The 12,524-nt window shown below is 52.0% G+C and carries 7 protein-coding genes; 5 read left to right on the top strand and 2 right to left on the bottom strand.

Features of this window, described 5'->3' with window-relative positions; all coding sequences use genetic code 11:
• The first annotated feature begins 49 nt into the window (after nt 1–49).
• Both PT964_RS22435 and PT964_RS22430 read left to right on the top strand, forming a co-directional pair.
• Nucleotides 50–1,609, top strand: a complete 1,560-nt coding sequence (locus PT964_RS22435; protein ID WP_274365595.1) for an extracellular solute-binding protein — start codon at nt 50–52, stop codon at nt 1,607–1,609.
• A 97-nt stretch (nt 1,610–1,706) separates the two neighbouring features.
• Nucleotides 1,707–4,475, top strand: coding sequence for a sulfatase-like hydrolase/transferase (locus tag PT964_RS22430; protein WP_274365594.1), 2,769 nt, complete (start codon nt 1,707–1,709; stop codon nt 4,473–4,475).
• 78 nt (nt 4,476–4,553) lie between these two features.
• On the opposite strand, the gene PT964_RS22425 is transcribed toward PT964_RS22430, so the two are convergent.
• Both PT964_RS22425 and PT964_RS22420 read right to left on the bottom strand, forming a co-directional pair.
• Nucleotides 4,554–6,329, bottom strand: coding sequence for an ABC transporter ATP-binding protein (locus PT964_RS22425; protein WP_274365593.1), 1,776 nt, complete (start codon nt 6,327–6,329; stop codon nt 4,554–4,556).
• Nucleotides 6,322–8,100, bottom strand: coding sequence for an ABC transporter ATP-binding protein (locus PT964_RS22420; RefSeq protein ID WP_274365592.1), 1,779 nt, complete (start codon nt 8,098–8,100; stop codon nt 6,322–6,324). The genes PT964_RS22425 and PT964_RS22420 overlap by 8 nt, the downstream gene beginning before the upstream one ends.
• Before the next feature lie 235 nt (nt 8,101–8,335).
• Between PT964_RS22420 and PT964_RS22415 the strand changes: the two genes are divergently transcribed.
• The 3 genes from PT964_RS22415 (at nt 8,336) to thrS (ending at nt 12,406) form a co-directional block, all read left to right on the top strand.
• On the top strand, nt 8,336–9,217 hold the full coding sequence (locus tag PT964_RS22415) for an aminoglycoside 6-adenylyltransferase (protein WP_274365591.1): 882 nt from the start codon (nt 8,336–8,338) through the stop codon (nt 9,215–9,217).
• A 13-nt stretch (nt 9,218–9,230) separates the two neighbouring features.
• The gene (locus tag PT964_RS22410; protein WP_274365590.1) at nt 9,231–9,779 is read left to right on the top strand and encodes a histidine phosphatase family protein; all 549 of its coding nucleotides are present in this window, start codon (nt 9,231–9,233) and stop codon (nt 9,777–9,779) included.
• Nucleotides 9,780–10,492: 713 nt separating this feature from the next.
• Nucleotides 10,493–12,406: a threonine--tRNA ligase gene (gene thrS / locus PT964_RS22405; RefSeq protein ID WP_274365589.1), complete on the top strand. Its 1,914-nt coding sequence runs from the start codon at nt 10,493–10,495 to the stop codon at nt 12,404–12,406.
• Nucleotides 12,407–12,524: the final 118 nt, after the last annotated feature.

Below are 12,524 nucleotides of genomic sequence, written 5' to 3'. Positions count from 1 at the left end.
TCGAGAGAGGTTCACATATAAACAACTCATTATGGGGAGAGGGTCGAAAATGAGAAAGATCGCATTAGTTTTACTGGCCGTATTGCTGTTCGACGTATTTGCGGCAGCATGCTCCAATGGACAAAAATCGGGCGACTCCGACACCGCGCCTAGCGCTTCCACAGGCGAGGATTCTTCCGGCAGCGCGGATGCAACGGATGCGACAGCCGAGAAACCGGTAACGATCAAGTATGTCGTTCCTGGCTCGGAGCCGAAAGAATGGAAAGCCGTGCAAGCGGAAGTTAACAATAAGCTGCTTGCCGACGGCGTCAACGTCCAAATCGAAAAAGAGTACATCGACTGGGGCGCATGGGAACAAAAAATTAATCTCAAGCTTTCGACGAGCGACGAATTCGACATGTTCCACGTTATGAACGACCAAGTATCTTTGGCGAACTATGCCGCACGCGGCGCGCTGAAGGATATTACGGCGGAAATCGAGCAATTCGGGCCTAATTTGCAGAAGTACATTCCCGAATCGGTATGGAGCGGCGTGACGAAAGAAGGCAAAATTTACGGCGTTCCGGCATATTGGTACGAGTCGTCGGTCGACGGATCGATCACGGTCAATAAGTATTGGTTGAAAAAGGCGGGCGCTCCGACGGAGTTTAAAACCCGGGAAGAGATGCTGGACGCGTTCGAACAGGTTAACAAAACATTAGGCATGAAGATGACGTTCCCGATTCGCGGCGGCGCCGCCGGCCCTGCCGATATCTTCCAACGCTTGTATGATTCGTATCCGTTTACCGTACGGGACAACATTGCGTACATCGGCCAAGACGGCGTCGTAAAAAATTGGGTCGAAACCGAAGAGTTCAAGCAAGACGCGCAATGGTTCCGCGACGCATATAAGCGCAAATTGTTGGATCCGGACGTATTGACAGTGAAACAAGAGCAGATGGACAAGCAAATTCAATCCGGCGAGTGGGTTTTCTTGTTCGGCACTCCGCCAAACACTCTGCCGGAACTGCAAAAGACGTACCCGGACATCCAAGATTCCGACATTGAGCTGATGCGCTTCAACCCGGACGGCCAAGCGTACCGTATGGTCGGCGCGAAAAATATTAACGTCGTAGCGGCTAACAGCAAAAATCCGGAAGCTTGCGTGAAATTCCTCAACTGGTTGTACGAGAATCAAGACAACTACGATCTGTTCTTGTACGGAATCGAAGGCAAAACGTACAACAAGGACGGGGAGAAAGGCAAGCAAACGATTCTTGATGAGGCTACGAAACAGCCATTGTACGAGCACCCGGATTGGATGGTCGGCAACTTGAACTATATCCGCGTCGACGAGAGCAAGTTGTCGGCGAATAAAGAGTTGTTCAAATCGAATCCGTCCGCTTCGAACTTCTTTGCGGCAGATTTCTTCTTCGATCCTTCGCCGGTCAAGTCCGAAATGGCTAACGTACAAGCCGTATTTACATCCGACGTAACGCCGATTTACCGCGGTGTCATTGATTTCGATTCGAATATTAAGTCGGCGCTCGATAAGCTGAAGGCTGCGGGAATCGATAAAGTTCTAGCCGAATACCAGAAACAATTGGACGCATACAAGGCTTCGAAATAATGGAGGCAAGAGGAAGCTGTCCCGGACTCCGGGGCGGCTTCATCCTTTATACAACAACTGCAAACAAGTGAACGGCGGAAGCAAGGAGGCTGAACAAATGGAAAGACCGAACGTGTTGTTTATTACGAGTCACGATCTTGGAAGGCATCTGAACAGTTACGGCGCGACTTCCGTACGATCCGATTGTCTGGACGCTCTTGCCCGATCCGGCGTTATGTTTTCGAACGCGTTTACGACCGCCCCTCAATGCTCGCCGGCACGGTCCTCGATCATGACGGGGAAATATCCCCATTCCAACGGAGTGATGGGTCTTGCGCACGCCGAGTTTGCCTGGTATTTGCCGCAGGAAGAAACGCCGCTTCCGGAATGGCTCAAAAAGCACGGCTACCGGACGGCTCTGATCGGCACCCAGCATGTCGCACGAAAGCCGTCGGACATCGGGTTTGAAGAAGCGATTCCGGGATCGCTAAGCAAATTCGCCTCGGCAAGCGCCGTTGACTGGCTAGAGAAATATAAGCGAACGAGCCCGGCGGATCGAAGACCCTTCTATCTCGAGATCGGCTTCGAGGAAGCGCACCGCCATTATTCGCAGAACGGCCTGAATGAACCGGACGCAAGCAAAGGAACGAAGGCTCCGCGCTGGCTGTCCGATTATCCGGGGGTTGAACGGGAGATGGCCGCCTTGCAAGGGGACATCCTCGAATTGGACAAAGCAATTCGGAAAGTTCTCGATAAGGTGGATGAGCTCGGCCTTCGGGACAATACGTTGATCGTATTCACATCCGACCATGGGCTTGACTTTCCGAGAGCCAAGGGCACCTTATACGATCCCGGCATCGAGGTGCCGCTGATTGTTCACTGGCCGAACGGAGGCTTAACCGGCGGACGCGTCTACGACCCGTTGATCAGCCATATCGATATTATGCCGTCCATTCTGGAGGCGCTCGGTTTGCCCCAGCCGCAAGGCGTTCAAGGCAGAAGCTTTCTCCCTTTGCTTGAGGGGAAGCATTATGAACGACGCACCGAAATATTCGCCGAGAAGACGTACCATACGACCTATGACCCTCTTCGCTGCGTACGTACCGAGCGCTACAAGCTGATCATGCACTTCAATACGTACGATACGGTGGACGTGCCGATCGACGCGAAGGCGAGCCCCGCTTACCGTGAATTCTTAGATGAGTGGGTTGTCCCTAATCCTTATTGCGAGCTTTACGATTTGAAGCTAGACCCGTTAGAGAAGCGGAGCGTGGCGGATGCTCCGGAATATCGCGAAATCCGGAAGGAGCTGCTAAGGAAATTGCACGATTGGATGCATCGCACGGACGATCCGCTGCTGAAAGGGCCGGTGCCGTCTCCGCAATATTTTAAATCGATCGATATACTGCAAGGCTACCGCGCCGATTTGCCGCGCAGCCGTCCGGAATCGCAAGGGGTAGATCCGTCGGGGATACGGCGTTTTCTCGAAAAAATTGATGAGAAGAGGCTGGAGCTGCACGGCTTTATGCTGCTAAGGCACGGCCATGTCATAGCGGAGGAAAGCTGGTTGCCTTACCGCAACGACCTCCCGCATATGATGTTTTCGTTAAGCAAAAGCTTCACTTCGACAGCGATCGGATTGGCCGCAGACGAAGGGACCGTTTCTTTGGATGACCGTGTCGTATCCTTTTTTCCGGAGTTGGCGCCGGGGGAAAAGGGTTCGAATTTATCGAAAATGACCGTGCGCGATCTGCTTATGATGGGCACCGGGCACGCTCAGGATACAATGGAAGCGATGCTGAACGATCCGAACGGAAATTGGGCGAAGGCCTTCTTAAGCTTGCCCGTCGAATATGAACCGGGGACGCATTTTGTATATAACAGCGGAGCAACCTACATGCTGTCCGCAATCCTTCTCAGGGTGACGGGACAATCGCTGTTGACCTATTTGCAGCCCCGCTTATTCGAGCCCTTAGGCATAAACGACCCGACATGGGAGATCTGTCCCAGAGGCGTCGATACGGGGGGATGGGGACTGTACGTAACCGTCGAAGATATCGCCAAATTCGGGCAGCTCTATCTCCAGAACGGCGTATGGGAAGGAAGATGCCTGCTTTCCGAGGAATGGATCGGGCAAGCGGTATCCAAACAAATATCCAACGGGGAAGAAGGCGACAGCGACTGGACGCAAGGGTACGGGTATCAGTTTTGGCGCTGCCGGCACGGCGCCTATCGGGGAGACGGGGCGTTCGGACAATTCTGCGTTGTGATGCCTGCTCAGGATGCCGTGTTTGTCTGCACCGCCGGCACGAATGAAATGCAAGCGGTCTTGAATGAAGTTTGGGAGCATTTGCTTCCGAGTATGACGGCTTCGGCACCGATTCCGGCAGACGAATCCGAACCTCTCTCCGCTATTGCAGCCATGCAAGACGGTACGCTGGAGCGGTCCGTCGATCCGGCCTGGAGCTCTCTTGAATCGCCGTTCGAGCATAGCGTTTCGGATACGGCGTACCGACTCGGCGACAACGAGGAAGGTTGGAGCCGAATCCGCTTCACCTTTCATAAACAATATGCGATTGTCCGGATCATAACTTCGGACGGACCGAAGGAGTTCCGGTTCGGGAGAGGACACTTGCATTATGAGCGTTCGCCGCAGCCGTTCCGCGGCGCGAATTTGGAAATCGCTTGCGGTTTTTCTTGGAAATCCGATCGTTTGCTGGAGCTGCGCATGAGATATGTCACGACGCCGTTCGGGAGGACGGTCATGATCGATTGGCAGAACGAAACAAGCCTCTTGCTGGAAAGCTTGCCGAATTTGCCTAACGGGTTATTTTCTCCTTTTTGTGCGTTTCAGACATCAGGAACGAGAGACGATCAATCCGAATAACAATTTTACAAACACCGTTGTGCCATAATGAGAAGCAAGCCCCCGATTCCATCAACAAGGAATCGGGGGCTTGCCTTATTACGCTTCCATCTTTTGCGCCGTATACAGCTTATAATACAAGCCGCGCCGCGCGATTAGTTCATCGTGCGAGCCGGCCTCCGCGATGCCTTTGTCCGACACGTACATGATGCGGTCGCAGTTTTTCACGGTGGACAGCCGGTGCGCGATAATGAACGACGTGCGTCCTTTAAGCAGCTCGTTCAACCCCTGCTGGAGCAACCGCTCGGTCTTCGCGTCGATCGACGAGGTGGCCTCGTCCAAGATCAGAATGCGCGGGTTAGCCAAGAGCGTCCGAGCAAAAGAGATAAGCTGCCGTTGGCCTTGCGAAAGCTTCGAGCCGCGCTCGTTGACTTCCGTCTGGTAGCCTTGCTCGAACTCGCGGATGAAATCGTCGGCACGAACCGTTTTGGCGGCGGCGATAATTTCTTCCTCCGTTGCGTCAAGCTTGCCGTAACGAATATTGTCCATAATCGTCCCGGAGAATATGAAGCTGTCCTGCAGCATAATGCCCATTTGGCTGCGCAGCGACTGCAGCGTTACCTGTGAAATATCGTTGCCGTCGACAAGAATCTTGCCTCCGGTAATGTTGTAAAAGCGCGAGATCAGGTTTACGATCGTTGTTTTCCCCGCACCCGTCGGTCCTACCAAGGCGATGCTTTCTCCCGCTTTGACCTCGAAGGTCACGTTCTCCAGAATGTTGATCCCCGGATCGTAACCGAAGGTTACGTTCTCGAAGGTTACATTGCCTTGAACGGGCGGCAGCCGCTTCGCTCCCGGAGCGTCCTTCACGGTAACCGGCTCATCCAACGTCTCGAATATGCGCTCAAGATAAGCTACGCCGTTGATGAAGCTGTTGTACAAGTTCGACAAGTTCAGAATCGGCTGCCAAAATCTCCATGCGTAGCCGCTCATGGCGATAATGACCCCGAAGGTTACTTCACCGGGTTCCAGCGCAAGCAAACCTACAAGATAAATCAATGCTAATACGATCGTGGCTAAGTTATCAACCGAAAACGGTATTAGAGCGTTGAGCCTTAGAGCCCGTATCCACTCCGTTCGATAATTCGTTGCAAGTCGCGTAAATATCCCTTCATTGCGCTGCTCTCGGGAAAAAATTTGCGTCACGCCGATGCCGGTGATGCTTTCCTGCGTATAGGCGTTCAGATTGGAGCTTTTGTTGGAAACCGCCTGCCATGCCCGCCGCTGCTTATTTTTGATCAGCAGCATAATGCCGAGGAAGGGCGGCAGCCCTGCCAAGATGACTAACGAAAGCCGAACGTCCACGGCGAACATAAAGATGGCGATGAAAATCAAGTTCAAGATTTCTAGAATGAAGTTGATAATACCGTTAGACAGTACATCCGAAACCGAATTGACGTAGTTGACGACGCGGATGAGAATTTTGCCTTGCGGGCGGTCGTCGTAATATTTGAACGGCAGCTCCTGCAAATGCTTGAACAAATCGGAACGGATGTCAAAAATAATATCCTGCCCGACGCTCGTCATAATGCGCGAGCGGATCGTGGCGAGAATGACACTGACCACGATGGTGAGCAGTATCAGCGCAGAGAATCCGATCAGCGAAGCGACGGCTTTCTCAGGGATGATTACATCGATGACATGCTGCATGATGAGAGGAGCGGTCAGCCCGATGCCCGCCGATAGAGCGCTAAGAACAAAGGCGATAATCATCGGCTTTTGCTGCTTTCTGATGTACACCATCGCCCGTCGGAAATGCTTGATGTCAAAGGGCGACTCCAAATTTTCGTCGATGTCGAATTTATTCCTAGCCATTGGTGCTCACCTGTCTTTCGATGCCCTCGTTTTGCAGCATAAACACTTCGTAATAGTAACCGCGCTTCGCCAGCAGCTCGGCGTGGGTGCCTTCCTCGATGATGCGGCCGCCGTCAACGATCAGAATGCGGTCGGCTTGCGCCGTAGTGGATACCCGCTGAGCGATGATGATCTTCGTGCAGGGGTGATCAAGCTCCCGTAAGCTTTTTTGAATGTGCTCCTCCGTCTCGAGATCGACGGCGGACGTCGTATCGTCCAGAATGAGGATCGGACGCCGGACGGCGAGCGCGCGCGCGAGAGCGATGCGCTGCTTTTGCCCGCCGGAGAGGCCGACTCCGCGCTCACCGATAATCGTGTCATACCCTTCCGGCATTTTGACGATGAAATCGTGTGCGGCGGCAAGCCTTGCATTTTTAAAGGTTTCCTCTTCCGGTAGGTCGGGGTCGCCGTACGCGATGTTCCCGTCGATCGTATCGGAAAACAACAGAACGTCCTGCGTCGCTATGCCGATGTTTCCGCGCAGCTCGTCAAGCTCCAGCTCGCGCACGTCGACGCCGTCGACGAGTACGCGCCCTTCGGCAACGTCGTAGAATCGCGGAATGAGCTTGATGATCGTCGTTTTGCCTGAGCCCGTCGGGCCCATTATGGCAACCGTTTCTCCGGGTTCAACCGTAAAGCTCACATCGTGAAGCACGGTCGTATTGTCGTATTTGAAGGTGACGTGATCGAATTGTACCCGTCCGCTATAACGGCTTTTGTTCACGGCGTTATGCTCGTTGACGATGTTCGGCTTGGCGTAGTAAACCTCCATGATTTTGGCCAAGCTTGCGAAAAACCGCTGGATATCGTTAATAATGATGCCGATGTTGCGCATCGGGTTGGATATGGCCCAAATCAACCCGTTGAACGCTGCAAACTCACCGAAGGTAATCCGCCCGTTCATGACGAACAAACCGCCGACCAGAATCAGAATCACAACGAAGCCCTGCGCGATCGTTTCCAAATAAGGAAAATAATCGAGCCATACGAGAGCGGCTTTCTTATTCGCCGTCGAATAATTGATGTTCTTCTCTTGGAATTTCTCGATCTCATATTCCTCGCGGGCGAAAGCTTTCACGACACGGTTTCCGGAAATATTTTCCTGAGTCGTTGTATTCAGCTGCGACAGCCGCTCGCGCAGGTCGACGTACATCGGGCGTACCCGCTTGGCGAACAGAAAGGCAACGATAAATAACGGCGGCGCCAAGATCAGCATCCAGAGCGTCAGTTCGACGTCAATGGAGAAAAAGTAGATGAGCGCGACCGCAAAAACCGTCACCGATTCAATGATCGTCCGGATAATCCACGCCAAGGAGTGGCGTACCATCTCCAGGTCGCCGGTCATCTTGGTCATCAGATCGCCGGTGCGGTTATGGTCGTAATATTCCATATCCTGCCCTTGAATCTTGTTGTACAGAAAAATACGAATGTTGTAGAGCATGTTTTGCGAAGATTTTTCGTACTGCATCGAAGTTGCGTATGAAAGCCCCGTGCGCAAAAGCGTGAAGCCGATCATGCCCATGATGAGCCAGATTAGCAGCCCGCGCTCTTCAGTCAAATTTTGCAGGGCGTTCTCTCCTGCAATAAACGTATCGACGATACGCTGGCTGATGTACGGATTAACGATCGTCATTGATGAGACCACTACCGAGAGGAAGAGAGCGGCGATATACCGGATTCGGTTTCCCGCCAGGTTCTTCCACAGCCATTTTAATTCGAACAATTCAATCACCTGTTTCCGTATGTTCTGTCTTTGTTGCAACTTCATTAATTCGATGAACAAACAAAGTGAATTATACACCACAATGTACGGCAGGGATAGAAGAAAGATTACATGGAAAAAAATTATTCCGTTAATTCGTCACCGCGGTGGGGCGATATATTGTTCGATGCGTAAATGGCCTGTATATTTGGTAATAAATCCGAATTTTTAGGGCCCATTACCGCTTATATGGAGGTCACGGAATATGAGAAGCGAGAAAGAAATGTTCGATCTGATCTTAGGAGTTGCTGAAAAGGATGAGCGGATTCGTGCGGTTTATATGAACGGGTCGCGCACAAACCCTAATGCCCTCGCGGACATTTTTCAGGACTATGATATTGTTTATGTGGTAACGGAGACGGCCTCTTTTATTAAAGATGAAGATTGGATCAACGTATTCGGCGAGCTGCTCATCAAGCAAGAACCCGATAAAATTGACAGAGCGTTAGGGAGAAACGCGGATTTTTCGCGGTCTTATACGTATCTCATGCTGTTTAAGGACGGAAATCGGATCGACCTTCACATTGAAACGAAACAATCGATGATGGATGGGTACGTCAGCGATAAGCTGACGCTTCCTTTACTGGATAAAGATCACTGCCTGCCGAGCATCCCTGCCCCTACGGATGTCGACTACCATGTGAAAAAGCCTTCGGAGCCGTTATACTTGGGCAGCTGCAATGAATTTTGGTGGTGTCTGCAAAATGTCGCAAAAGGCATATGGCGCGACGAATTGCCGTACGCCAAGCTCATGTTCGATACCATTGTGAGGAAGCCGCTGGATGAAATGGTGTCATGGTGGATCGGCACGAAGCATGATTTTCAAGTGTCTCCGGGGAAGATGGGCAAATATTTTAAGCGCTACTTACCGGAGCCGTATTGGAATATGTACAAGGCAACGTATTCTGACAGCGACTACGACAACATGTGGAATTCGGTCTTCGCGGCGTGCGAGTTGTTCCGAATTACAGCCAAGGATGTCGCGGAGTGTTTCGGATATACGTATGAAATTCGTGAAGATGTGAACATGACAAGCTACCTTGAGCGGGTAAAGGAGCTGCCTTCTGACGCGAGAGGAATATATTAAGGAGGTATCGTACGTGAAACATGTTTACATTGTGCGCCACTGCAAAGCGGAAGGGCAGGCGGCCGATGCACCTTTAACTGCGGAAGGCGTCCGTCAGGCGGAAAAGCTAGCCGAGTTTTTCTCGGACAAACCGATCGATTATATCGTTTCAAGTCCGTTTGATAGAGCCTACCGTACCGTAAAACCGCTTGCGGATCGGCTTGGTCTTGAAATCGCTATGGATGAAAGATTAACGGAGAGAATCTTGTCCGGCGGGAACCGTCCCGATTGGCGCGAGCTGCTTCGCAATACGTTCGATGACTTGGATTTACGTTATGTAGGCGGAGAAGCAAGCAGCACGGCCATGGGCCGTGCCGTCAGCGCAGTTACGGAGGTTTTGAACAGCGGATATAAGAACGTCGTCATCGTTACGCATGGGAATTTGATGTCGCTGCTGCTTAAATATTACGATAGCCGGATCGGGTTCGCAGAGTGGGAAGCTTTGTCCAATCCGGATGTGTACCGTCTTTCGTTCGTCGAGGATATTCCCAGCATACATCGGGTATGGATGGATATTCATTAGATGAGGGGCGGTCGGCAGTCGGGCTGAAATCCCCGGATGTCCTCTTCTCCAAACTAACACACTTTCTGCGCAATCATTTAGGTTGAATTGTATCTCTTGACACCTTTCTTATTCCGTGCTTATAATCAGATTCAACAAAAGCTACGACCAAGGACAACAATTCTTTATCGAGACCGTTCAGAGAGAGAGGACAGCAGGCTGAAATCCTCTTCGGTTATCATAAGAATTTACCGCCTTGCAGCTGCGATGTGGAAATCAAGCTCCTCACAGCCTTGAGAGTATATGTCGCCGGGAAATCCCGTTATCGAGTTTGATGAGGATTCGCCATCCGTGCGGATCGAATTTAGGGTGGAACCACGAGCGCGCTCGTCCCTTGCGGGATAAGCGCGTTTTTTTGTTTTCAAATACCGATGAAAAGCGATGACCAAGGACATGGATCGTTATCGAGCGCCGTCCAGAGAGAGGGGACAACCGGCTGAAATCCCCTTCGGCAATCGTATCGATTTACCGCCTTGCAGCTGCGATCTGGAAATCAAGCTTCTCAGTCTTGAAAGTATAGGTCGCCGGGTGTTCCCGTTATAGAATGAGCTAAGGATTCGCGATTCGTGCGAATCGAATTAGGGTGGAACCACGAGCGCGCTCGTCCCTTGCGGGATAAGTGCGTATTTTTGTGTTCACATACAAATCAAATCCAAGAACGGAGGGCTTGTGACATGGCAATCAAAGTGACGTTAACGAACGGCGACGTACGGGAATTCGAGCGAGGTACGACCATTGAACAAGTGGCGGAGACCATCAGCGCCAAATTAAAGAAAGAAGCAGTGGCGGGAAAAGTGAACGGGAAGCCGGCGGATCTCCATACTCCGATTGAGGAAGACAGCGTAATAGAAGTTATTACTCTCGACAGCAAGGACGGGCTGGAGGTGTACCGTCACAGTACGGCTCATCTGATGGCGCAAGCGATAAAGCGCATTTACGGGAATGAGGCGGTGAAGCTCGGAATCGGACCGGTGATTGAGGACGGCTTTTATTACGACGTCGATATCGAAAAGCCGCTCTCAGGCGAAGACCTCGCCGCAATCGAGAAAGAAATGGAGAGCATCGTTGAGGAAAATTTGCCGATCGTTCGGAGCGCGGTTAGCAGCGAGGAAGCGCTGCAGCTGTTCGATCGGCTGCAAGAGCCGCTTAAGCTGGAGCTCATCCGTGCTTTGCCCGAGGATGCCGTCATTACCGTTTACCGTCAAGGGGAGTTCGTCGATCTTTGCCGCGGACCGCATCTTCCGTCCACAGGCCGAATCAAAGCGTTCAAGCTAACGAGCGTGGCCGGCGCCTATTGGCGCGGGGACTCGAACAACAAGATGCTGCAGCGCATCTACGGCACTTCATTTCCGAAGAAAGGTCAGCTCGATGAGCATTTGCGGCTGCTTGAAGAAGCGAAGAAGCGGGATCACCGAAAGCTCGGCAAAGAGTTAGGGTTGTTCATGTTTTCGGAAGAGGCGCCGGGAATGCCGTTTTATTTGCCGAAGGGAATGCTTGTCCGGACCGCGCTTGAAAGCTTCTCCCGCGAGCTGCAGACAAAGAACGATTACGAAGAGGTCCGCACTCCGTTCATGATGAATCAGCGGCTATGGGAGCGATCCGGCCATTGGGACCATTACCACGAAAATATGTACTTTACCGAGGTTGACGAGACGAAATTTGCGCTGAAGCCGATGAACTGTCCGGGGCACATGCTCATTTTCAAAAACAGCCTTCGCTCATACCGCGAGCTTCCGCTTCGTATCGCCGAATTCGGCCAAGTGCACAGGCACGAGTTTTCGGGCGCTTTGAACGGGTTGATGCGCGTACGGACGTTTTGCCAGGATGACGCTCACATCTTTGTCCGTCCCGACCAAATTGAAGAAGAAATCGGCCGTGTCATCGGGCTGGTCGGCCAAATTTACGAGGTTTTCGGCTTCGAGTATAACATCGAGCTGTCCACGCGCCCCGAAAAATCGATGGGCTCCGAGGAGCTTTGGAACCAAGCGGAAAGCGCGCTTCGGAACGTATTGGACGGAAGGGGGATCTCTTATCGGACGAATAAAGGAGACGGCGCCTTCTACGGACCTAAAATAGATTTTCACATCCTGGACGCGTTGAAACGGAGCTGGCAATGCGCAACGATCCAGCTGGATTTCCAAATGCCCGAGAAGTTCGACTTGTCGTACATCGGAGAGGATAACCGGAAATATCGGCCGGTCGTCATTCATCGCGCCGTATACGGTTCGATCGACCGTTTCATCGGTATATTGACGGAGCATTACAGCGGCGCTTTCCCGCTATGGCTTGCGCCGGTTCAAGCGAAGCTGCTGCCGGTGTCGGACCGCTACCTTGATTATGCATTTCAGGTAAAGCAGGCGCTCGGCGATGCCGGAATCCGTGCGGAGATCGACGAGCGTAACGAAAAGCTGGGGTACAAAATCCGTGAAGCGCAGCTGGAGAAGGTTCCTTATATGTTTGTACTCGGCGAGAACGAAGCTTCTTCCGGCAAGGTGTCGGTACGGAAGCGCGGCGAAGGGGATCTAGGGGCAAAAGATTTGCGGGAGATCATTGACGGGATTTGCGATGAAATTCGTGAAAAAAGGTAAGTCGGAAAATAAGCATACTGCAAGTTGCTATTGGGCCAGAAACGGGACGAATCGGAATAATAACAACACTACAAGCACTAGCCTTGCATAAAAGTTGGGGAGAGCACGATGGTGGATC

Origin of the sequence: Paenibacillus thermotolerans (genome assembly GCF_028745515.1) — a bacterium.
Classification (GTDB): domain Bacteria; phylum Bacillota; class Bacilli; order Paenibacillales; family YIM-B00363; genus Paenibacillus_AE; species Paenibacillus_AE thermotolerans.
Note: the sequence above shows the minus strand (reverse complement) of the source record. Positions and strands in the feature narration are given on the sequence as shown.

Coding starts and splice junctions, on each gene's coding strand:
- PT964_RS22435 (WP_274365595.1), top strand. CDS start 50: ATGAGAAAGATCGCATTAGTTTTACTGGCCGTATTGCTGTTCGACGTA.
- PT964_RS22415 (WP_274365591.1), top strand. CDS start 8,336: ATGAGAAGCGAGAAAGAAATGTTCGATCTGATCTTAGGAGTTGCTGAA.
- PT964_RS22425 (WP_274365593.1), bottom strand. CDS start 6,329: ATGGCTAGGAATAAATTCGACATCGACGAAAATTTGGAGTCGCCCTTT.
- PT964_RS22430 (WP_274365594.1), top strand. CDS start 1,707: ATGGAAAGACCGAACGTGTTGTTTATTACGAGTCACGATCTTGGAAGG.
- thrS (WP_274365589.1), top strand. CDS start 10,493: ATGGCAATCAAAGTGACGTTAACGAACGGCGACGTACGGGAATTCGAG.